Below are 22,295 nucleotides of genomic sequence, written 5' to 3' on the forward strand. Positions count from 1 at the left end.
GTTGATAGGCCAGATGTGGAAGCCCGGTAACGGGTGGAGCTGACTGGTACTAATAGGCCGAGGGCTTGTCCTCAGTTGCTCGCGTCCACTGTGTTAGTTCTGAAATAACGAACGGCCGTGTTTTGTTCCGGTGTTGGTTAATTTCATAGTGTTTCGGTGGTCATTGCGTTAGGGAAACGCCCGGTTACATTCCGAACCCGGAAGCTAAGCCTTTCAGCGCCGATGGTACTGCAGGGGGGACCCTGTGGGAGAGTAGGACGCCGCCGAACAATTATTCCGGGAAAGCCCCGTGCCCTTGTGGCACGGGGCTTTTCTGCGTTCCAGAGGCAATCGCAGCCAGAACCACTATCCCGTGGGGGCAGGCAGCGTCACCCGTCAGCAGGCCCCATGGGTGCGGCAGGTGCGGTACACCTGCCGCATTCAGGTGGAGCGCGGCTTGTACGGATTCGATGCGCTGGGCGTGCCGGACGGAACAGTTTCTGTCGGCGCAGAGATCTTTACAGTCGGCCGGCGGCTTTCAGCGCGAGGTACGCGTCAGCCAAAGCGGGTGCGAGGGCATCCGGGCCGGCATCGACGACCGTGACTCCGTGCCGCCGGAGCTGGTCCGCCGTCCGGCGTCGCTGAGCCTGTGTCTGTTCTCCTGCCGCGGCCTCGTAGGCGGCCTCCACCGTCCCCCGTCCTTCCGTCATCGCTTCTACATGCGGATCGGCGACTGCGGCCACCAGGACCGTGTGGCGCTGGGTGAGCTGAGGGAGCACCGGGAGGAGGCCCTCCTCGATGGGTGCGGCGTCCAAGCTCGTGAGCAGGACGATGAGAGACCGCCGGGGGGCACTTGCCAGGGCGGCCGTACTGAGGCCACGGGCGTCGGTCTCGACGAGTTCCGGTTCGAGGGTGGCCAGGGCGCCGACCACACTCGACAGGACGTCCCCGCCCGCGGCTTTGCCCTGGACCCGAGCTCGGACACGCCGGTCGTAGGCGAGCAGGTTCACACGATCGCCGGCACGCGCGGCGAGAGCGGTCAGGAGCAGTGTCGCGTCCATGGCGGCGTCGAGCCGAGGCACGTCGCCCACCCGGCCTGCCGAGGTCCGTCCGGTGTCGAGAACGATGAGGATGTGCCGGTCACGCTCGGGGCGCCAGGTGCGGACGGCGACCGCGGAGTGCCGGGCAGTCGCTCGCCAGTCGATGGAACGGGTGTCGTCTCCCGGCACGTAGGCCCGCAGGCTGTCGAATTCGGTGCCCTCCCCGCGGGTGAGCACGCTGGTCCGGCCGTCCAGTTCACGGAGGCGGGCGAGCCGGGAGGGCAGGTGCTTGCGGCTGGTGAACGGAGGGAGCACCCGGACCGTCCAGGGCACCCGGTGGTATCCCTGACGGGCCGCGAGCCCGAGGGGCCCGAACGACCGGACGGTGACGCGGTCGGCCTCGCGGTCTCCACGCCGCGAGGGGCGGAGCACCGTGGTGAGACGCCGCCGCTCGCCGGCGGGAACAGCGAATCGGTGCCGTGACGATGCCTGCTCCGCCTCCGAGGCCCAGCTGCTGGGTGGCCAGGCGTCCCGGAGGTGGGCGCGCAGTTTTCGGCGGGATGGGTTGGTCACGGTGAGTTGCAGGGTCGCGGTTTCACCGAGTCGAACGGATGTGTCACCGTTTCGGGTGAACTGCAGCCTTCGCACTGGCGCGGCCATGGCGTAGTCGCACAGAATTGCCAGTGACAGCGGGGCGTTGACCGCGAGCAGGCCCGTCCAGCTCGGGGCCGCGATGCCTACGGGGAGTGACCCCAAGGCCGCCAGCAGTGCCGCTCTTCCGGTGAGGGCCATGGTCACCGCCTCACCGGGGGACGGCGACGTGGGCGAGGAGAGCGGTGATGACGGAATCGGCGGTGACGCCCTCCATCTCAGCTTCCGGCCTCAGCTGTACGCGGTGGCGAAGTGTGGGCAGAGCGAGCGCTTTCACGTCGTCCGGGATGACGTAGTCCCGGCCGGTGAGCCAGGCCCATGCACGCGCGGTGGAGAGAAGAGCGGTGGCTCCTCGGGGGGAGGCGCCGAGGATGAGTGAGGGGGATTCACGCGTGGCACGGCAGATATCCACCACATAGGCAGCGATTTCCGGGGAGACCGAGGTCTTGGCGACGGCGGCGCGTGCTGCTTCGAGGTCGGCGGGGCCTGCGACGGCCCGTATGCCGGCTGCCTTGAGATCGCGCGGGTTGAACCCGTCCGCGTGGCGGGTGAGCACGTTGATCTCGTCCTCGCGTGAGGGAAGAGGCACGGTCAGCTTGAGCAGGAACCGGTCCAGTTGGGCTTCGGGCAGAGGGTATGTGCCCTCGTACTCGACCGGGTTCTGGGTGGCAGCGACCAGGAAGGGGTCAGGCAGCGGACGAGGGGTCCCGTCGATGGTGACCTGTCGTTCCTCCATGGCCTCCAAGAGGGAGGACTGCGTCTTCGGCGGGGTGCGGTTGATCTCGTCCGCGAGCAGGAGATTGGTGAAGACCGGGCCGGGCTGGAAGGAGAACTCGGAGGTTCGGGCGTCATAGACGAGGGAGCCCGTGACGTCGCTGGGCATCAGATCGGGGGTGAACTGGACGCGCTTGGTGTCCAGTTCGAGGGAGGCGGCCAGAGCGCGGACCAGAAGGGTCTTCGCGACTCCGGGTACGCCTTCGAGGAGGACATGTCCCCGGCACAGGAGTGCGACGACCATTCCTGTGACGGCGGGGTCCTGGCCGACCACGGCCTTCGCGATCTCGGAACGCAGAGCTTCCAGGGATGCGCGGGCACTGTCGGATTCCACAGGTGCCGCGAAGGTCCCTGTGCTTGCCGCAGGCTCGGCGGTCTCCGGGGTCGGGGCGCTCATGAAGTGCGTACCTCTCTTTCGAGGGCGTCGAGTTGGTCGGTCAGGAGGAGCAGGGCGGCGTCGTCGGCAGGAGCCGGGCCGAAGAGGAGGGAGCGGAGACCGACGTCCGGTGCTCGCAGGCGTGCGGCGACGGCAGGCACGAGGGCGTCGGGGGAATCGGCGTCGCGGGGGGAGACCCCGACGAGGGGGGAGATGCGGGAGCGGGCGGCGGAGCGCAGGACTGCCGCGGCGCGGTCGCGGGCGCCGGCCTTGCGGTAGAGGCGGGCGCGCCCCTCGGTGGATTCGGATGCCCGGACGGCCACCGGTAGCCGTTCGGTGACCAGAGGGCCGAGGCGCCGTGCGCGCCAGACGGCGGCCAGGAGGGCTGCGACCCCGAGTTGGAGGGTGCCCCAGAGCCAGCCGGAAGGGATCAGGCCGAGGAAGTCGCCTTCGCCTGAGGCTTCGTTGTCGTCGTTCTCGCCGTCCATGCCGGTGCCGCCTTGGGCGGCGGAAGGATCATCGAGCGAAGGGAGGTACCAGACGAGATGAGGGCGGGACCCGAGGAGTTGCAGTGCCAGGGACGCGTTGCCCTGCTGATCGAGGCGGCTGTTGTAGAGGACATCGGGGGATCCGAGCAGTACGGTGTCGCCGGTTTCCGCCTGGCCTCGCATGACAAGGAGGGTGGCGAGTCCGTCGTCCGGGTAGCAGGCGATGGCGTCCGGGGCATCCGTCGTGTAGCGGATGCCGCCCATGTCCGTGCTTCCCGCAGCGCGGGCGGCGGGGAGGTCGCAGCGCGGGAGACGTGCGGTCACCGGGCCGGACGCTTCCGCGTGTGCGCCTGGGGCGAGCCGAGGGACGGAGGCCCCGCCCGGGGCGACGAGGACGGTACGGCCCGTGGTGCCCCCGGTCGCCGCGTGGAGGCGGTGCTGCTGGTACGGGGTGAGCACGTTGGGCCCGGTCACGAGCAGGGTGGTGTCGGGGCCGGCGGCGCGGGCAGCCTCGTCGAGCGTGGTGACTACGTCGACGGATATGCCCTGGTCGTCGAGGAGTTCGGCGAGGGCCCGGCTGCCGTAGGGGTCCGGGGAGCGAGGATCGAGCCGGCCGTGCTGCCCACCGGAGCGGAGCACGGCGACGGTCAGGCCCGCGACGACGAGGATGAGTACGGCGAGCAGCAGTCCCCGTGTGCGTTGCCAGATCTGGTGCGGCGTGCGCGACGCCGACGTGGCGGGGGCGGGCGTGGCAGCGGTCATACGGCGGCCTCCCGCGACGTGCCCACGGCCGTCAGTGGCTTGGCGGCCTCGAGGTCCAGATCGAGTGTGCGCAGGGTCAGGTACGCGCTCTCGTCGGCGGCACGGCCGCCGTACGTGACGTCGTCGAAGACCCGGGCCGCCTTGATGAGCCGGCCGGCGTGTACGGGCAGCACCCTGCCCGCGTCGGCGGCCGCCTCGTCCGCGGTCCGGCCGGGGCGTGGGTCGAGTACGGCCCTGTCCTCCAGCGAACGCACGAGGGCCCGCATCCGCTCCTGGACTGCTTCGTTCCAGCGGTGGGCCTCGGCGTGTGCGGCGGCCGCCGTGCGGTGCGCCGCGGCGCTGCGGGCAGTGCCGCCGAAGAGGGTTTCCGGCGTACGGACTGTTCGCTGCGGTGTACCGAGCCGCCACCACAGGGCGGCGCCCAGGCCTATGACGACCAGGGCGATGACGACGAGACCGAGCGGGCCGCCGGGGGCGGCTCCTGCGGCGCCGTCCAGGAGTGCGCCGACCCAGTCCCAGAAGCGGTCGAGGGCGCGTTCGAGAAGGTTCGGATCGTGCTCGTGGTACATCGGGTCGGACAGTTCGTCCTCGGCTGCTTCACGCGCGGGTACGCGTGGGATGTCCACGGGTATGTCCTCGCTCGCCCCGTCGAGCCGTGCTGCCAAGATGCTGCCCCCCGCCCCCTTCACCGCATCAACTCCTGGGGGTGTCGTCGTAGCCGGGCACTCCGGCGGCACGGGCGAGGTCCAGGTCGAGTGCCTCGCGGCGGATGCGCTGGTCGACGTAGAGCAGGGCCATCACTCCCGCGGTGAAGGGATAGGCAAGCGTCGAGATGATCACCTCGCCGATGCCCGTGACGATGAGGAAGGGCCAGCCGAAGTCGGTCGCGCTGCTGTTGAGGAATTCGCTCAGGCCTTCGCTGTCGACGGTCACAGCGATGATGCCGAAGGGAATGGTGATGATCAAGGTGACGATGATGACCAGCACATAGGTGAGCGCGAGGATGCCGAAGGTCCGCCACCAGCTGCCCTTGACCAGCTTCGCGGACCGGCGCAGTGCGGTGAGGACGGGCTGCCGTTCCAGCATCAGCGCGGGCGCCGCCAGGGTGAACCGGACCATGAGCCAGAGGACGACGGCGCAGGCGGCGACGAAGCCGAGGAAGGTCAGCGCGAGCCCGCCGGCGCCGCTGCCCAGGAGCAGGCCTGGAACGAGGCCCGCCGCCATGATTCCGGCGCTCATGAGGCTCAGCAGGAGCGTCAGTCCGAGCAGGGGGAGGAGCCGGGGACGGGCTTCGGCCCAGGCTTCGCGGAAGGTGACGCCACGGCCGATCACGGAGCGGCTGATCACCACGGTGAGGACCGAGGTGGTGATGAGCGTGGCGATCATCGCGATGAGGGTGCCGGGGGCGCTGGTGATCAGCTGCGACTGCGCGGAGTCGGTGGCCTGACGCAGGGCTTCGGCACCGACGGCGTTGGGGTCGACGGACTTCGGCGCGGGCAGAAGGTAGCGCTGCACGAGAATGACCACGATCTCGGCGATCACGGAGACCGTGAGGCTGACGCCGAGCACCGTGCGCCAGTGGGTGCGCATCGTGGACACCGCGCCGTCGAGGATCTCGCCGACCCCCAGCGGGCGGAGCGGGATCACGCCTGGCTTCGCGGCCGGGGGCGGACCGCCCCACCCAGGTCCCCCCTGCTGCGGCATTCCGCCCCAGCCCGGTGCGGGCGGGGGTGCGCCAGGGCCCTGCCCGGGGGCGCTGGGTGGCGACCACTGCCCCGGAGGGGGCTGTGCGGGAGACCACTGCCCGGCGGGGTCCGTTCCGTCTACGGGCGAGGAGGGGCGGGGGATGCCCGTCTCCTGGCCGTCGGAGGGGGCGGATCCGGGCGAAGCCCAGCCCGGAGAGTCGTTCATCGTCGCTCCTTCACGATCCTGTCCGCTCATCGGGGCGGCAGGTTGGCTGCCATCGTGCCACGCGCCGGTCCGGTGCGGGTGGGGCCCTGTATCTCCTTCTTGCCGTCGTGTGCGGGCGGTTCAGCGGGCAGACTGGGCAGATGGCTGATCAGGACACACGAACACCCGTGGGCATCGAGCCCCCGGCCCTCTCCGTACTCCGCTGGGTCGAGCCTCCGGAAGGCCCCGCGGTGTTGCTCCTCGACCAGACGCGACTGCCCTCGGAAGAGGTCGAGGTCATATGCGCCGACGTGCCCGCGCTGGTACGGGCCATCCGGACGCTGGCCGTGCGGGGAGCGCCGCTGCTGGGTATCGCCGGGGGTTACGGAGTGGCACTGGCGGCTGCCCGGGGCGAGGACGCGGCAGGGGCCGCGGAGCTTCTGGAGCAGGCGCGGCCCACCGCGGTGAACCTCGGGTACGGGGCGCGGCGGGTGGAGCGCGCGCACCGGGAGGCCGTCGAGAGCGGGGCCGCTCCCGAGGCGGCTGCCGCGGCGGCGCTGGCCGAGGCTCGGGCGCTGCACCAGCAGGACGCGGCGGCCAGCGGGCGGATGGCGCAGTACGGACTGGATCTGCTGGCGGAGCTTCTGCCGGATGGCGGGCACCGTCTGCTGACCCACTGCAACACCGGCGCGCTCGTGTCCGGAGGTGGGGGGACGGCCTTCGCCGTGGCGCTGGAGACGCATCGGGCGGGCAAGCTGCACCATCTGTGGGTGGACGAGACCCGCCCTCTCCTCCAGGGCGCACGGCTGACGGCGTACGAGGCCGCGCGGAACGGCATGCCGTACAGCTTGCTCACGGACAGTGCGGCGGGTTCGCTGTTCGCGGCGGGGGAGGTGGATGCCGTACTCATCGGGGCCGACCGCATCGCTGCGGACGGCTCGGTGGCCAACAAGGTGGGGAGCTATCCGCTGGCGGTACTCGCGCGGTATCACCATGTGCCGTTCATCGTCGTCGCTCCGACGACCACCGTCGATGCAAAAACGGTGGATGGTACATCGATCGTCATCGAGCAGCGCTCCGCTTCCGAAGTGACGGAGGTCACATTCAGGCCAGGTGTGACGTCCGGTGGCGAGGGAAGCGCGACGGCCGTTGCGCCCCCCGGAGCCCAGGCGTACAACCCCGCATTCGACATCACGCCGCCCGAACTGGTCACGGCGATCGTCACGGAGGAGGGCGTCATTTCCCCGGTCACGGGGGTCGGACTGGCAGAGCTGTGTGCCAGGTCATCGCAGATAACGATTAGCTAATGGGATGATGTCGTTTATGAAGGGACGCGTCCTTGTCGTCGACGACGACACCGCACTGGCCGAGATGCTCGGGATTGTGCTGCGTGGAGAAGGTTTCGAGCCGTCGTTCGTAGCGGACGGCGACAAGGCACTGGCTGCATTTCGTGAGGCCAAGCCGGACCTGGTGCTGCTGGACCTGATGCTGCCCGGACGGGACGGCATCGAGGTCTGCAGGCTGATCAGGGCCGAGTCCGGTGTGCCGATCGTCATGCTCACTGCCAAGAGCGACACGGTGGATGTGGTGGTGGGCCTGGAATCAGGGGCCGACGACTACATCGTCAAGCCGTTCAAACCGAAGGAGTTGGTCGCCCGGATCAGGGCACGTCTGCGGAGGTCGGAGGAGCCCGCGCCCGAACAGCTGGCGATCGGGGACCTGGTCATCGACGTGGCCGGTCACTCGGTGAAGCGGGAGGGCCAGTCCATCGCCCTCACCCCGCTGGAGTTCGATCTGCTGGTCGCGCTCGCCCGTAAGCCGTGGCAGGTCTTCACCCGTGAGGTGCTGCTGGAGCAGGTGTGGGGTTACCGTCACGCCGCCGACACCCGTCTGGTGAACGTGCACGTCCAGAGGCTCCGCTCGAAGGTCGAGAAGGACCCCGAGCGCCCGGAGATCGTCGTCACCGTGCGCGGCGTCGGTTACAAGGCCGGACCGAGCTGACATGACCCTGGGCAGCGCTGCTCCGCCACCCGGGGGTTCCGGGGCCCGTACGGAGCGGGCTGCCGGTCCGGTACGGAGTTCTCCTCGATTCGGCAGGGTCCTGCGGGGCGGCCGGTTGCTTCGCGACCGGACGCCCGGCGGCCCCGTGCCCCGTCTGCTGATGCGGTGGATCCGCGGGCCTCTCCTGCCCGCGGTCCGGCTGTGGCGGCGCAATCTGCAGCTCCGCGTCGTCGCGGGCACGCTGTTGATGTCGATCGGCGTGGTGCTGCTGCTGGGCTTCGTCGTGATCGGGCAGGTCCGTAACGGCCTGCTCGAAGCGAAGGGCAAGGCTGCCCAGACGCAGGCTGCCGGTGGCTTCGCCGCTGCCCAGGCGAACGCCAACGCGCCTCTGGTCCCCGGGGACCAGAGCGAGGAGGGCGCCGACGGCATGACGGCCAACACCTCCTGGCGTACCGAGCTGGTCGACCAGCTCGCCAGCGGCGGCACGAATGCCTTCAACGTGGTGGCTCTCAGCGCCGACTCCGCCGACCGCGGCGTCACCAGCCGCGCCCCTCGCGGTTCCGGCAGCGTCGAGGCGTCCAGCGTTCCGCAGAGGCTGCGTGACGACGTCGGCAAGGGGCAGGGGGCGTACCAGACGTACTCGCTGATCCGGTACTCGTACGGGAAGGATCCGGAGCCCGGCCTCGTCGTGGGCAAGCGGCTCTACGACGTCGACCACAATCCGTACGAGCTGTACTACCTCTTCCCGCTCACGCAGGAGGAGAAGTCCCTCACGCTGGTCACGACGACGCTGGCCACGGCCGGCCTGTTCGTGGTCGTGCTCCTCGGCGCCATCGCCTGGTTCGTGGTGCGGCAGGTCGTCACACCCGTGCGGATGGCGGCGGGGATCGCCGAGCGGCTCTCCGCGGGCCGTCTCCAGGAGCGGATGAAGGTCACCGGCGAGGACGACATCGCCCGCCTCGGTGAGGCCTTCAACAAGATGGCGCAGAATCTGCAGCTGAAGATCCAGCAGCTGGAGGAGCTCTCCCGCATGCAGCGGCGTTTCGTCTCCGACGTCAGCCATGAGCTGCGGACCCCGTTGACGACGGTGCGGATGGCCGCCGACGTCATCCACGAGGCCCGCGTCGACTTCGACCCCGTGACCGCCCGGTCCGCGGAACTCCTGGGCGATCAGCTCGACCGGTTCGAGTCCCTCCTGTCCGACCTTCTGGAGATCAGCAGGTTCGACGCGGGAGCCGCGGCTCTGGAGGCCGAGCCGATAGACCTGCGCACGGTCGTCCATCGTGTGATCGGCGGTGCCGAGCCGCTGGCGGAGCGCAAGGGCTCCCGGATCCTGGTGGTCGGTGACGAACAGCCCGTCGTCGCGGAGGCCGATACGCGCCGCGTCGAGCGTGTCCTGCGCAACCTGGTCGTCAACGCCGTCGAGCACGGGGAGGGCCGGGACGTCGTCGTGCGGATGGGCGTCGCCCAGGGCGCCGTGGCCGTGGCCGTCAGGGACTACGGGGTGGGTCTCAAGCCTGGCGAGGCGACCCGCGTCTTCAACCGCTTCTGGCGGGCGGACCCGGCACGTGCCCGCACGACCGGTGGGACCGGCCTCGGCCTGTCGATCGCCGTCGAGGACGCCCGGCTGCACGGCGGCTGGCTGCAGGCATGGGGCGAGCCCGGTGGCGGTTCGCAGTTCCGGCTGACTCTGCCGCGCACGGCCGACGAGCCGCTGCGCGGGTCGCCGATACCGCTGGAGCCCGAGGACTCCCGGCGTAACCGGGAGGACCGGGAGCGCGCGGAGGCCGCGCCGGCGGCGGCCGATCACCGGCTGATGACCGTACCGACCCAGGCCGGTTCCACGGCACGGTCGCAGCTGCCCGCACACGGGACGGCGGCGCCGCGCAGGCCGGCATCGGTGGACCCGGCCGCCCTGCCGGGCAACGGAGCACGCGTGGTGTCCCGCCCTGCCGGGGAACGGCTGGGCGGGAGCATCGACACGGAAACGAAGGATCCGGAGCAGGGGGACACGGCACGTGGACACTGACCGTCGTCGGGGCGGCCACGGCCGGGCGGTGCGGCTCTCCGCGCTGCTGGGCTGCGGGGCCGTGGTGCTCGCGGGGTGTGGAGCCATGCCGGTCACCGGCGATGTGAAGGCGGTCGACGCCTCACAGCCCGGGGATTCCCAGGTGCAGGTGTACGCGGTGCCGCCCAGGGAAGGCGCGACGCCCAGCGAGGTCGTCGACGGATTCCTGGAGTCGATGACCAGTGACGACCCGGACTTCCGTACGACCCGCAAGTACCTCACCGCGGAGGCCTCCCGCACCTGGCAGCCGAGCGAGGGCACGACGGTCCTCTCGAAGGCGCCCAACCGCACCGGGCCGACCATCCACGACAAGGTACGCAGTTCCACCGAGACCACCTACGAGCTGAACGGCGAGCAGGTGGCGTCGGTCGACGCGCAGAGTTCCTACCGGCCGCTGGTGCCGTCGGAGTACGCGCAGACGCTGCATCTGATCCGGGAGAAGGGGACGGACGGCAAGCAGGAGTGGCGCATCGACCTCGTGCCGGACGGCCTCGTGCTCGGGCAGTCCGACTTCAAACGGCTCTACAGGTCCGTGAACAAGTACTACTTCGCGACCGGGCGCACGGACACGGAGCCCGCGCTGGTGGCCGACCCCGTGTACGTGCGTAACCGCACCGACCCCGTGACACGCATGGACACGGCCACCCAGACGGTGCGGACGCTGCTGGCGGGGCCGTCGAACTGGCTGCGCCCGGTGGTCGATTCACGTTTCCCGGCGGGCACGGCGCTGAAGAGGGGGGTCACCTCGCTGGCGCCGGACGACCAGAACGTCCTGAAGGTTCCGCTCAACAAGAAGGCGGACAAGGCCGGGCCGGGAGCCTGCCGGATGATGGCCGCCCAGGTGCTCTTCACCTTGCGGGACCTGACGTCCGCGCGGGTCGGACAGGTCGAGTTGCAGGGTGCGCACGGTCCGCTGTGCTCGCTCGGGGCGGACGAGGCCCAGGAGTACGTCTCGGACAAGGTCTCCGGTGCGCCGGACAGCCAGTACTTCGTCGACGACAAGGGGCATGTGCAGCGCATTCCGGGGAGCAGCAAGGGCGGCGGTGATCCGGAGCCGGTGATCGGCCCGTTCGGTGACGGCACGGTGGCCATGAGTGCCGTCGGCGTGGCCCGGGACGAACAGCTGGCCGCCGCGGTCTCGGAGAACCAGCAGCAGCTCTACGTGTCCTCCCTCGTCGAGGAGAGCGAGCCGGCCGCGCCCGTGGTGACCAGCAACGCGCCGAAGCCCGCGGACCGGCTGTCGGCACCGAGCTGGGACGGGAACGGTGACCTGTGGGTCGCCGACCGCGATCCGGCGGAGCCCCGGCTGCTGCGCCTGGCCGACGGGGCCGGAAAGCCGCAGGAGGTCGCGGTCCCCGGTCTCGACGGCGGGCGGATCGAGGCGTTGCGGATGTCGGCGGACGGGGTGCGGATCGCCCTGCGTGTGTCCAAGGACGGGCACACGACGCTGCACATCGGGCGGGTCGAGCGTCACGGCTCGGGGGAGGACGCACAGGTCTCCGTGGAGGACCTGCGCCGCGCGGCACCGCAACTCGCGGACGTGACGGCCATTTCCTGGTCCGGTCGCAGCCGCCTGGTGGTCGTCGGCAAGGAGGAGGGCGGAGTCCAGCAGGTGCGTTACGTACAGGCCGACGGTTCCACCTCGTCCTCCGCCGTCCTGCCGGGCGTGAACCAGGTGACCGCGGTCGCCGCGTCGGACGACGAGCAGTTGCCGCTGATGGCCGACACGGAGAGCGACGGCATAGTGAAGCTGTCGCCGGGTGACAACTGGCAGACGGTCCTCAAGGAGGGCGACTCGCTGGTCTACCCGGGCTGACCGGGAAGCTGCCGGTCCACGTCCACCCGAGCGGAGCAGGGCTCCCTCGGCGTGGCCCGCCCGACCGTATCGCGGGCCGCTGCGGGCCGGGCCTGAGGCGGACCCCGCCCCGGGCCCGGGTTTTCCACAGGGTTTTCCACAGGGGTGGCCGGGTGTTGGCGGTCCGGGCACAGTGGGACTGTGCGCGGATGGCGGCGGGAGATTGCCGGTCTGGTCCTGCCCGTGGCCTGCGGTGGCTGCGGCAGGCCACGTACGGAGCTGTGCGAGGAGTGCGCCGCGGCGCTGGCCATGGCGCCGCGCCGGGTGAGACCGGCGCCCGAACCAGCAGGTCTCCCGGTGGTGCACGCGACGGTTCCGTACGGGAACGCGGTACGCGCGATGCTGCTGGCCCACAAGGAGCGAGGTGCGCTCGGCCTCGCCGGAGCACTCGGCGGGGCGCTGGCGGCAGCCGTGCGGGCCGGAACGGGACAGCCGGGCGGCGCGGGCCCCCTGCTGCTGGTTCCCGTTCCCTCGGCGCGACGGGCCACGGCCGCGCGTGGACACGATCCCGCGCGCAGAATCGCGGTCGCGGCCTCGGCCGAGCTGCGGCGCGGCGGGGCGGAGGCCCGGGTGCTGACGGTGCTGCGGCAACGGCGGGCGGTGGCCGACCAGGCGGGGTTGGGGGCGCGGGAGCGGCAGGCGAATCTGGCGGGTGCCCTCATGGTGGTGAAAGGCGGCCGGGGTCTGCTCGACGGCGGCCGGGTGGTGCTGGTGGACGACCTGCTGACGACCGGGTCCTCACTCGCGGAAGCGGCACGGGCCGTTCGCGCCGCCGGGTACTCCTCGGGCGGCGCGGGGCCTTCCGGGAGCGGTGGGGCCGCCGGGCTCAGAGCCGCTGTCGTCGCAGCATCTCCGTCTGCTTTCGAATTAAACCGGAACTGACAGATAACTTGCATCGTTGCAGGTGATGAGTGGGTAAAGGGCCCTGATCGGAGGTACGCGCGAGTAGCGGGTGCCGACACGGTGGTGGGCAGGCTATGTTCGGTTGTGAGGCACGGTGAATACCGCACCTCGATGAATGCACCACCAGGTTTCGGGCAGGTGACTCACCGGTACGCCAGAAGCTTGGAATTCGGTGGGGTGGAGACCCTGCCGACGGGGGAGGAGGAGGTGAACGTCACCGAGTCCGAGACTCCGGCGACACCGGAGTCTGGTGCAAAAGGGAGATGCTCCGCCGCCGAAGCGGAGCGATCCGGGAACGGAGTTCTGCGTGGACATCGTCGTCAAGGGCCGCAAGACCGAGGTGCCCGAGCGGTTCCGCAAGCACGTGGCCGAGAAGCTGAAGCTGGACAAGATCCAGAAGTTCGACGGCAAGGTGATCAGCCTTGACGTCGAGGTGTCCAAGGAGCCGAATCCCCGTCAGGCCGACCGTGCTGCAAGGGTGGAGATCACGCTCCGCTCGCGTGGGCCGGTCATCCGGGCGGAAGCGGCGGCAGGCGACCCGTACGCAGCGCTGGACCTGGCCACCGACAAGCTGGACGCACGGCTGCGCAAGGAGCACGACAAGCGCTACAGCAGGCGCGGCAACGGCCGGCTGTCGGCGGCGGAAGTGGCGGAGGTCGTGCCCGGCGCCGCCTCGTTCAACGGGGACGGCGAGCTGATCCCCGCGGAGACACCGTCGTCCGTGCCCACCACCAGGATGGGTTCGCTCGAGGTGCAGGGTGAAGGCCCGCTCGTGGTGCGCGAGAAGACGCACGTCGCAGCACCGATGACGCTCGACCAGGCGCTCTACGAGATGGAGCTGGTCGGTCACGACTTCTACCTGTTCGTCGACTCCGAGACCAAGGAGCCCAGTGTCGTCTACCGGCGGCATGCCTACGACTACGGTGTCATCCACCTGAGGACCGACCCGCTCGCCTCGGACGGGGCGGGCGGCGCGGGCGGTGCGCTCGGCGGCTGACGCCCCCATTCACAGTCGACACGCGGTGCCCCTGGAAGCGTCTTTCGCGCCACCAGGGGCATCGCGTGCGACCGCGGGGGCACCGCTTCGGGGGCCAGGCATGAAAGCATGGCGTCCCAGGCCAATCGGTGCTCTGCGCACTGCCGTTGGCGGACAGCTTGTGACCTCGGGCAGTGGCCTTCAGGGGGAGGAACGATGGCGGACACCTTCGGGCCCGTGCGCGGGACGAACGATGCCGACAGCGCTGCCGGTGCGGATTCCGTGGCGGACGACGGAAGTTCCCGCAAGGAACCCATCAGGGTGCTGGTGGTGGACGACCACGCGCTCTTCCGCAGGGGCTTGGAGATCGTCCTCGCCCAGGAGGAGGACATCCAGGTCGTCGGGGAGGCGGGGGACGGGGCCGAGGCGGTCGACAAGGCGGCGGACCTGCTGCCCGACATCGTGCTGATGGACGTACGGATGCCCAAGCGTGGTGGGATCGAGGCGTGCACGTCCATCAAGGAGGTCGCTCCCAGCGCGAAGATCATCATGCTGACGATCAGCGACGAGGAGGCCGACCTCTACGAGGCGATCAAGGCCGGTGCGACCGGTTACCTCCTCAAGGAGATCTCCACCGACGAGGTGGCCACGGCCATTCGCGCGGTGGCGGACGGCCAGTCCCAGATCAGTCCGTCGATGGCTTCCAAACTCCTCACCGAGTTCAAGTCGATGATTCAGCGCACCGACGAACGCCGGCTCGTGCCCGCACCGCGTCTCACCGACCGGGAGCTGGAAGTGCTCAAACTCGTCGCCACGGGCATGAACAACCGGGATATCGCCAAAGAGCTGTTCATTTCCGAGAACACGGTGAAGAACCACGTCCGCAATATCCTGGAGAAGCTCCAGCTGCACTCCCGCATGGAAGCCGTGGTCTATGCCATGCGGGAGAAGATCCTCGAGATCAGGTAGTGCCCACGGAACGGCCCGTCCCGGACGGCAGGCCCTACGCCAGGATGCGGGCGATCTCCGCGGCGAGCGGTGCGCGCAGCTCCGGGGCATCGACCCGCTCCAGCCGCACGTCCGTGCAGCCGACCCAGGACGCGGCTTCGACGAGCGCCTCGGCCATCGGCGCCACGGACTTCCCGCCGTCAAGAGACACCTGGCGGGCGACCAGCGTGGCCCCCTCCCTCGCCGGGTCGACCCGGCCGCGCAACTGCCCGCCCGCCAGCAGGGGCATGGCGAAGTAGCCGTGGACCCGCTTGGGCCGGGGGACGTACGCCTCCAGGCGGTGGGTGAAGCCGAAGATCCGCTCCGTGCGCGCCCGTTCCCAGATCAGGGAGTCGAAGGGCGACAGCAGCGTCGTGCGGTGCCGGCCGCGCGGCTCGGAGGCCAGCGCCTCCGGGTGAGCCCAGGCGGGCTTCGTCCAGCCCCGCACCGACACCGGCACCAGCCCGGAGTCCGCCACGACGGCGTCGAACTGCTCGCCCTTGAGCCGGTGGTAGTCGGCGATGTCCGCCCGGGTGCCGACGCCCAGCGAACGTCCGGCCAGGGCCACCAGCCGTCGCGCGCACTCGGCGTCGTCCAGGTCGTCGTGGAGCAGGGCGTCGGGAATCGCGCGCTCGGCGAGGTCGTAGAGCCGCTTCCACCCGCGCCGCTCCGTGCACACCACCTCGCCGTACATCAGGGCGCGTTCGACGGCGACCTTGGAAGCGGACCAGTCCCACCACTCGCCGCCGTTCTTCGCGCCGCCGAGCTCGGTCGCCGTCAGCGGTCCCTCGCTGCGCAGCTGCTTGATCACCGTCTCGTAGGCCCCGTCGGGCAGGTCGTGGCCCCAGTGCGGCCGGGAGCGGTAGGCGCGGCGGCGGAAGGCGAAGTGCGGCCACTCCTCGACGGGCAGGATGCACGCGGCGTGCGACCAGTACTCGAACGAGCGGCCCCCCGACCAGTACGCCTCCTCCACCGCGCGGCGGCCGAGCGCCCCGAGACGGGCGTACGGCACGAGCTCGTGCGACCTGGCCAGGACCGAGATCGTGTCGAGCTGAACCGCCCCGAGATGGCGCAGCACGCCCGGGACCCCGCCCCGGCGGTCGGGCGCGCCCAGGAGGCCCTGCGCGCGCAGGGCGATGCGGCGTGCCTGGTCGGCGGAGAGTTCCAGAACGGGCTGCGGCACAGACGTCATGTGCCGAACCCTAGGGGGCGCCACTGACATCGGGGGCCGGCAGATACGGCTGGGTGCCGGGCAGTCCCAGGTCGGCCGGGAGCAGTGAGCCGGACCAGGTGTCGCGCCGGACCCCTTTGTTGAGCAGCGCCGCCCGCTGATCGCCCTCCATGCGGAAGCCCGCACGCAGGGCGACGGCCCGTGACGGGACGTTGCCGACCTCGGCCCGCCACTCCAGACGGTCCGTGCCGAGGGCGGTGAAGGCCCAGCGGGCGGCCCCGAGCACCGCTTCCGTCATGAGTCCGACGCCGCGGTGTTCCCGGGCCGTCCAGTAGCCGACCTCGTACGTTCCCGGGGATTCGCGGCGGTTGAGACCGAGCGCGCCGACGAGAGGTCCGCCGTCCCGCAGCAGTACCGCGAAGTTGTACATCGAGTCGTCCTGCCAGCCCGCGGGCGAGAGCTTCCCCGTGAAGAGTTCCGCGTCGGCACGGGTGTACGGGGAGGGCACGACTGTCCAGCGCTGGATCGCCGGATCCTGGCAGGCCGCGTAGGTCGCCTCCGCGTCCTCGGGCCCGAAAGGCCGCAGGAGCAGGCGCTCGGTGGTGACGGTGGTGGGTTCCATGCGGGAATTCTGGTGAGTGAGGGCGTGGGACGCGAGCACTTTTCGGGCTGCCCGGCACCTTCCGTCCCCTCTGTCCGTTGTCCTGGAAGGGTGCGGCGGGGACAACGCGGCAGCAGCCCTCCCGGCGTGGTGGGGTCCTCGCTTACGATGGCCGTTGCGGTGGGGCCCACCTGCCGTGCCCGCGCCAGAGTCCATCACACGACCCAGTGCCAGGCCCGACCGGCAAGGAGACCAGCCTCAGTGTCCGTCTTCAACAAGCTCATGCGTGCAGGCGAAGGCAAGATCCTGCGCAAACTGCACCGCATCGCGGACCAGGTCAGCTCCATCGAAGAGGACTTCGTCAACCTCTCCGACGCCGAGCTGCGGGCGCTCACCGACGAGTACAAGGAACGGTACGCGGACGGCGAGAGCCTGGACGACCTGCTTCCCGAAGCATTCGCGACCGTCCGTGAGGCCGCGAAGCGCGTTCTCGGACAGCGCCACTACGACGTACAGATGATGGGCGGCGCCGCCCTGCATCTCGGCTACGTCGCCGAGATGAAGACCGGTGAGGGCAAGACCCTCGTCGGCACCCTGCCCGCGTATCTCAACGCGCTCTCAGGCAAGGGCGTGCACCTGATCACGGTCAACGACTACCTGGCCGAGCGTGACTCCGAGCTGATGGGCCGGGTGCACAAGTTCCTCGGTCTCGAGGTCGGCTGCATCATCGCCAACATGACCCCGGCGCAGCGCCGTGAGCAGTACGCCTGTGACATCACGTACGGCACCAACAACGAGTTCGGATTCGACTACCTCCGCGACAACATGGCGTGGTCCAAGGACGAGCTCGTCCAGCGTGGCCACAACTTCGCCATCGTCGACGAGGTCGACTCGATCCTCGTCGACGAGGCCCGTACGCCGCTGATCATCTCCGGTCCCGCCGACCAGGCCACCAAGTGGTACGGCGACTTCGCCAAGCTGGTCACGCGTCTCACCAGGGGCGAGGCGGGCAACCCGCTGAAGGGCATCGAGGAGACCGGCGACTACGAGGTCGACGAGAAGAAGCGGACGGTGGCCATCCACGAGCCCGGTGTCTCGAAGGTCGAGGACTGGCTCGGGATCGACAACCTCTACGAGTCGGTGAACACCCCGCTCGTCGGTTACCTCAACAACGCGATCAAGGCCAAGGAACTCTTCAAGAAGGACAAGGACTACGTCGTCATCGACGGCGAAGTCATGATCGTCGACGAGCACACCGGCCGTATCCTCGCGGGCCGCCGTTACAACGAGGGCATGCACCAGGCCATCGAGGCGAAGGAAGGGGTGGACATCAAGGACGAGAACCAGACCCTCGCCACGATCACCCTGCAGAACTTCTTCCGCCTGTACGACAAGCTCTCGGGCATGACCGGTACGGCGATGACCGAGGCCGCAGAGTTCCACCAGATCTACAAGCTGGGCGTCGTGCCGATCCCGACGAACCGGCCGATGGTCCGCGCCGACCAGTCGGACCTGATCTACCGCACCGAGGTCGCGAAGTTCGCCGCGGTCGTCGACGACATCGCCGAGAAGCACGAGAAGGGGCAGCCGATCCTGGTCGGCACGACCTCCGTCGAGAAGTCGGAGTACCTCTCGCAGCAGCTCTCCAAGCGCGGTGTCCAGCACGAGGTCCTCAACGCCAAGCAGCACGACCGTGAGGCGACCATCGTCGCCCAGGCCGGCCGCAAGGGCGCGGTCACGGTCGCCACGAACATGGCCGGCCGAGGCACCGACATCAAGCTCGGCGGGAACCCGGACGATCTCGCCGAGGCGGAGCTGCGCCAGCGCGGTCTCGACCCGGTCGACCACGTCGAGGAATGGGCTGCCGCCCTGCCCGCCGCGCTGGAGAAGGCCGAGCAGGCCGTGAAGGCGGAGTTCGAAGAGGTCAAGGCGCTCGGCGGGCTGTACGTGCTGGGCACGGAGCGCCACGAGTCGCGGCGTATCGACAACCAGCTGCGCGGCCGTTCCGGCCGTCAGGGCGACCCGGGCGAGTCCCGGTTCTACCTGTCGCTGGGCGATGACCTGATGCGGCTCTTCAAGGCGCAGATGGTCGAGCGCGTCATGTCGATGGCCAACGTTCCCGACGACGTGCCGATCGAGAACAAGATGGTCACCCGGGCGATCGCCTCCGCGCAGTCGCAGGTGGAGCAGCAGAACTTCGAGACGCGTAAGAACGTCCTGAAGTACGACGAGGTGCTCAACCGGCAGCGCGAGGTCATCTACGGCGAGCGCCGGCGCGTTCTGGAGGGCGAGGACCTCCAGGACCAGATCCGTCACTTCATGGACGACACGATCGACGACTACATCCGCCAGGAGACGGCGGAGGGCTTCGCCGAGGAGTGGGACCTGGACCGGCTGTGGGGCGCCTTCAAGCAGCTCTACCCGGTGAAGGTGACGGTCGCCGAGCTGGAGGACGCCGCAGGTGACCTCGCCGGGGTCACGGCCGACTTCATCGCCGAGTCGGTGAAGGACGACATCCACGAGCAGTACGAGGAGCGGGAGAAGACGCTCGGCTCGGACATCATGCGCGAGCTGGAGCGTCGCGTGGTGCTCTCCGTCCTGGACCGTAAGTGGCGTGAGCACCTCTACGAGATGGACTACCTCCAGGAGGGCATCGGCCTGCGGGCCATGGCGCAGAAGGACCCGCTGGTCGAGTACCAGCGCGAGGGTTTCGACATGTTCAACGCCATGATGGAGGGCATCAAGGAGGAGTCCGTCGGCTACCTGTTCAACCTGGAGGTCCAGGTCGAGCAGCAGGTCGAGGAGGTCCCGGTGCAGGACGCGGGCGAGCGGACCTCGTTGGACAAGGGCGCGCCGGTGGCCGCCGGGGCCGGGCGTCCGGAGATCCGGGCCAAGGGCCTGGACGCGCCGCAGCGTCCGGACCGGCTGCACTTCTCCGCTCCCACGGTGGACGGGGAGGGCGGGGTCGTCGAGGGCGACTTCTCCAACGGTGACGCCGCGCGCTCCGAGGGCGACGGACTGACGCGTGCGGAGCGCCGCAAGGCGCAGAAGAGCGCCGGCGGCCGGCGCCGCAAGAAGTAGCGAGAGCGCACCCCTGGGGGCGCGTACCCCGCGCCCACCGCCGGGGCGTGCACCCGCGCAGTACGCGGCTCGCGAGACGCATAACCCGCACAGAGGGCCTGGGCCGGACACCACACGGTGTCCGGCCCAGGACCGTCTGTGCGGGTTCTCCGGCTCCTGCGGGCCGGCTGGGGCCCCACGGGCCACCCGCGGGCCCCAGCGGCCCGCAGGAGCCTCGTGGGGCCTGGTGTGCCCCGGCGGCGGCCCCCTCGCAGGCGCCCCATGCGGCCCTGCGCACGGCCCGGGCTCCCCGGGAGGGGTCATCTGGCCGCGGTGAGGCGTTCCCCTCCGAGGTCGATGGCGGCGCAGCGCCAGCGGAGGTCGGGGCCCTGTTCCAGGCGGAAGGCCATGGCCCGGACCTGTTCCCCCGTGGCGATGCTGGCGAATGCCTCGACCACGCCGTCGGCGGGCTGGGTGCCGTGGCAGGTGCGTACGACCGGCCGCCTGCGCCCCGCGCCGAGCGGTGCGTCCGGGGCGAGCTCGGCGAGCTGGTCGTAGGCCTCGCCGATGGTGTGGCCCAGCATCCAGTGCACCGGGCGCTGGCCACTCAGGACGGCGAGCAGGCGTTCCGCGAACCACTGGTGCGGCCGCAGGGGCCTGCGGGGCCGTTGTGCCGGTACGGTGCCCGGCCTGCTGCGGTCGTGCCGTCCGGCCGGCCTCGTCCTGTCGGTGCTCATGTTCGTAGCCCCCGTGGCTGCTGTCCGACGCCCGGCGGTACCGGGCGGTAACTTCTGCTGGGGACCTTCTACGGGGCCGGTCGGCGGCCTCGCAAGCGCGGCAGGGGCGCCGCAGGGCCCCCGACGGGATCACCTATCCAGGTGACGGGCCCCGCGCCGCAAGGGAACGGCGGGGGTGACGGGCGTCGCGCGGTGGACGACGGGGGGTGGATCGGCAACCCCGAAGGGGGACGCCCCACGTATCCTGATGGCGTCATCGACTACGAAAGCGGTCAGCCATGCGTGTGTACGTCCCCCTGACACTCTCCGGTCTTGCCGCGGTGCACGGGGCGGGCGAGATCGGACCGGGGCCGCTCACCGCGTACGCGGTGACGCCGGGGCTGCGCGAGTGGTACGTCTCCGACGACATCGAGGAGCTCGAGTACGCGGCGCTCAACCGGGCGGCCGCCGCCTCCCTGCGGCTGATCGCGGGCAAGCCGGACGAGCCCCGGCGCCGTGTCGTCGTGGCCCTCGACGTGCCGGACGGCGCGGCGGTCGCCGATCCGGACCACATCCTGGACGCCTCGTCCCTCGGTGAGGTGCGGATCGCGGACGCGGTGCCGCTGTCGAAGGCCGCCGCGGTGCACGTCGACTCGGACGACGCCGAGAAGGACGTCGCCGCGGCTGCCGCGGCCCTCGGGGCGGCGGACCTGGGCGACGACGACGCCCGGTTCACCGTGGACGGCGCGGAGGACCACGAACTCCTGTGGTTCGGGATCCAGGAGATCCCCGGCCTCCTCGCCTGAGAACGCGGGGCGCGCAAGCACGGACGCGAGAGCCCGGGGCGTCTGTCGTACCGGGCGAGTATTTTCTCTCCATGGCGACATCGGGGAAGCACCGCACCCACCTGGTCTGGGACTGGAACGGCACACTGCTCGACGACATCGAGGCAGTCCTCGGGGCGACCAACGCCGCGTTCGCGGAGGTCGACCTCGCTCCGCTCACGCTGGAGCAGTACCGCGAGACGTACTGCGTGCCGATACCCAAGTTCTACGAGCGGCTCATGGGCAGGCTGCCCACTCCCGCCGAGTGGGAGCGCATGGACGGCCTCTTCCACCGCCACTACACCGAGCGGCGGGATGGCTGCGGACTGACCGCCGGCGCCGAGGAGGTGCTGGACCGGTGGAAGAGGGCGGGCGGGAGCCACTCGCTGCTGAGCATGTACGGCCATGAGCACCTGGTCCCCGTCGTGCGGGCGTACGGCATCGAGCGTCACTTCGTGCGGGTCGACGGCCGCACGGGGCCCTCGGGCGGCAGCAAGGCGCAGCACATGGCACGCCACTTCGAGGTGCTGGGCGGCATCCCTCCCGAGCGGGCGGTCGTCATCGGTGACGCGGTGGACGACGCCGTGGCGGCGGCGCACGTCGGGGCGCGCGCGGTGCTCTACACCGGCGGCTCGCACAGCAGGAGCAGCCTGGAAGCGGCGGGCGTCCCCGTGGTGGACACGCTGGCCGAAGCGGTGGCCCTGGCAGGGCTGATGGCGGACTGAGCTCAAGGCGTGGGCGACCGAGCTCAGAGCCCCGAGCACGGCGCACCGAGCTCCACGGGCGGTGCGCTGAGTCTGAGCGCGGCCTGAGCGCGGTGCACTGAGCCTGAGCGCGGCGGACGGGACTCCGGGGCGATACGTGGCGCAAGGACCCGATACGCGCCACGGGGACTCCGTGCGATGTCCAGAGTGTCAAAGTTCGGGGCGTTCTTTTGTACATATGCGGCTCATGACGGTTGTGGGTGCGAGAGGGATAGCCTGGGGCCGTGATCAGCGCGATACGCCTCGGGGGCAGCGAAGCCCCCGGCCTGCGCCCGGAGTGCCACAGCGCCCGGGCGATCCGCGATCTCCGCGTCCCGGGCGGTCTGCCGAAAATGGCCGATATGGTCCCGGGAATCTCCCCAGGCGGCATAGCGTCGATCCAGACCGGAAACCCCGCGTCGTGGCGGTA

18 protein-coding genes and 2 rRNA genes are annotated in these 22,295 nt (G+C 70.3%); 12 read left to right on the top strand and 8 right to left on the bottom strand.

Annotated elements, in window-relative coordinates; genetic code table 11:
* Together ABZY45_RS00005 and rrf are read left to right on the top strand one after the other, a co-directional pair.
* Positions 1-73 (top strand): 23S ribosomal RNA (locus tag ABZY45_RS00005); the annotation flags it as partial.
* Positions 74-152: 79 nt separating this feature from the next.
* Positions 153-269, top strand: a 5S ribosomal RNA gene (rrf, locus tag ABZY45_RS00010).
* A gap of 228 nt (positions 270-497) precedes the next feature.
* On the opposite strand, the gene ABZY45_RS00015 is transcribed toward rrf, so the two are convergent.
* Genes ABZY45_RS00015 through ABZY45_RS00035 form a run of 5 tightly spaced genes read right to left on the bottom strand, consistent with a single transcriptional unit; the run spans position 498 to position 5,981 of the window.
* On the bottom strand, positions 498-1,811 hold the full coding sequence (locus ABZY45_RS00015) for a DUF58 domain-containing protein (protein WP_356734424.1): 1,314 nt from the start codon (positions 1,809-1,811) through the stop codon (positions 498-500).
* A 10-nt stretch (positions 1,812-1,821) separates the two neighbouring features.
* The gene (locus tag ABZY45_RS00020) at positions 1,822-2,841 is read right to left on the bottom strand and encodes a MoxR family ATPase (RefSeq protein ID WP_356734426.1); all 1,020 of its coding nucleotides are present in this window, start codon (positions 2,839-2,841) and stop codon (positions 1,822-1,824) included.
* Positions 2,838-4,070 carry a DUF4350 domain-containing protein gene (locus tag ABZY45_RS00025; RefSeq protein ID WP_356734428.1) on the bottom strand — a complete coding sequence of 411 codons (1,233 nt, stop codon included), beginning with the start codon at positions 4,068-4,070 and terminating at the stop codon, positions 2,838-2,840. Before ABZY45_RS00025 ends, ABZY45_RS00020 begins: the two co-directional genes overlap by 4 nt.
* Complete coding sequence (locus ABZY45_RS00030; protein ID WP_356734430.1) at positions 4,067-4,759, bottom strand: DUF4129 domain-containing protein; 693 nt, start codon at positions 4,757-4,759, stop codon at positions 4,067-4,069. Before ABZY45_RS00030 ends, ABZY45_RS00025 begins: the two co-directional genes overlap by 4 nt.
* 4 nt (positions 4,760-4,763) lie before the next feature.
* Positions 4,764-5,981, bottom strand: coding sequence for a glycerophosphoryl diester phosphodiesterase membrane domain-containing protein (locus tag ABZY45_RS00035; RefSeq protein ID WP_356734432.1), 1,218 nt, complete (start codon positions 5,979-5,981; stop codon positions 4,764-4,766).
* A gap of 140 nt (positions 5,982-6,121) precedes the next feature.
* Here ABZY45_RS00035 and mtnA point away from each other — a divergent pair, with 140 nt between their 5' ends.
* From mtnA to ABZY45_RS00070, 7 genes are all read left to right on the top strand, one after another.
* Positions 6,122-7,267 (top strand): S-methyl-5-thioribose-1-phosphate isomerase, encoded by a 1,146-nt coding sequence (gene mtnA / locus ABZY45_RS00040; protein WP_356734434.1) that lies wholly within the window; start codon positions 6,122-6,124, stop codon positions 7,265-7,267.
* A gap of 4 nt (positions 7,268-7,271) precedes the next feature.
* Positions 7,272-7,961: a two-component system response regulator MtrA gene (gene mtrA / locus ABZY45_RS00045; protein ID WP_187281934.1), complete on the top strand. Its 690-nt coding sequence runs from the start codon at positions 7,272-7,274 to the stop codon at positions 7,959-7,961.
* A gap of 1 nt (position 7,962) precedes the next feature.
* Positions 7,963-9,990 (top strand): MtrAB system histidine kinase MtrB, encoded by a 2,028-nt coding sequence (gene mtrB, locus ABZY45_RS00050; RefSeq protein WP_356734437.1) that lies wholly within the window; start codon positions 7,963-7,965, stop codon positions 9,988-9,990.
* On the top strand, positions 9,980-11,845 hold the full coding sequence (locus tag ABZY45_RS00055) for an LpqB family beta-propeller domain-containing protein (RefSeq protein WP_356734439.1): 1,866 nt from the start codon (positions 9,980-9,982) through the stop codon (positions 11,843-11,845). Before mtrB ends, ABZY45_RS00055 begins: the two co-directional genes overlap by 11 nt.
* 180 nt (positions 11,846-12,025) lie before the next feature.
* Complete coding sequence (locus ABZY45_RS00060; protein ID WP_356734441.1) at positions 12,026-12,766, top strand: ComF family protein; 741 nt, start codon at positions 12,026-12,028, stop codon at positions 12,764-12,766.
* Between the two features lie 328 nt (positions 12,767-13,094).
* A complete protein-coding gene (raiA, locus tag ABZY45_RS00065; protein ID WP_356734443.1) occupies positions 13,095-13,784 on the top strand; it encodes a ribosome-associated translation inhibitor RaiA in 690 nt (229 codons plus the stop codon).
* A gap of 195 nt (positions 13,785-13,979) precedes the next feature.
* On the top strand, positions 13,980-14,732 hold the full coding sequence (locus ABZY45_RS00070) for a response regulator transcription factor (RefSeq protein WP_356734445.1): 753 nt from the start codon (positions 13,980-13,982) through the stop codon (positions 14,730-14,732).
* A 34-nt stretch (positions 14,733-14,766) separates the two neighbouring features.
* On the opposite strand, the gene ABZY45_RS00075 is transcribed toward ABZY45_RS00070, so the two are convergent.
* Positions 14,767-15,942, bottom strand: coding sequence for a crosslink repair DNA glycosylase YcaQ family protein (locus tag ABZY45_RS00075; RefSeq protein ID WP_356734447.1), 1,176 nt, complete (start codon positions 15,940-15,942; stop codon positions 14,767-14,769).
* 10 nt (positions 15,943-15,952) lie between these two features.
* A complete protein-coding gene (locus tag ABZY45_RS00080) occupies positions 15,953-16,543 on the bottom strand; it encodes a GNAT family N-acetyltransferase (protein WP_356734449.1) in 591 nt (196 codons plus the stop codon).
* Positions 16,544-16,783: 240 nt separating this feature from the next.
* On the opposite strand from ABZY45_RS00080, the gene secA reads away from it, so the two are divergent.
* Positions 16,784-19,603, top strand: a complete 2,820-nt coding sequence (gene secA, locus ABZY45_RS00085) for a preprotein translocase subunit SecA (RefSeq protein WP_356734451.1) — start codon at positions 16,784-16,786, stop codon at positions 19,601-19,603.
* 299 nt (positions 19,604-19,902) lie between these two features.
* Here the strand turns inward: secA and ABZY45_RS00090 are convergent, their stop codons facing one another.
* Positions 19,903-20,319, bottom strand: coding sequence for an Rv3235 family protein (locus tag ABZY45_RS00090; RefSeq protein WP_356734453.1), 417 nt, complete (start codon positions 20,317-20,319; stop codon positions 19,903-19,905).
* Positions 20,320-20,597: 278 nt separating this feature from the next.
* On the opposite strand from ABZY45_RS00090, the gene ABZY45_RS00095 reads away from it, so the two are divergent.
* Both ABZY45_RS00095 and ABZY45_RS00100 read left to right on the top strand, forming a co-directional pair.
* Entirely contained in the window at positions 20,598-21,104 is a 507-nt protein-coding gene (locus ABZY45_RS00095; protein ID WP_356734455.1) for a hypothetical protein, read from the top strand.
* Positions 21,105-21,175: 71 nt separating this feature from the next.
* Positions 21,176-21,847, top strand: a complete 672-nt coding sequence (locus ABZY45_RS00100) for an HAD family hydrolase (protein ID WP_356734457.1) — start codon at positions 21,176-21,178, stop codon at positions 21,845-21,847.
* The last annotated feature ends 448 nt before the right edge of the window (positions 21,848-22,295 follow it).

The sequence above is a fragment of the Streptomyces sp. NPDC006516 genome (genome assembly GCF_040611875.1).
GTDB lineage: Bacteria > Actinomycetota > Actinomycetes > Streptomycetales > Streptomycetaceae > Streptomyces.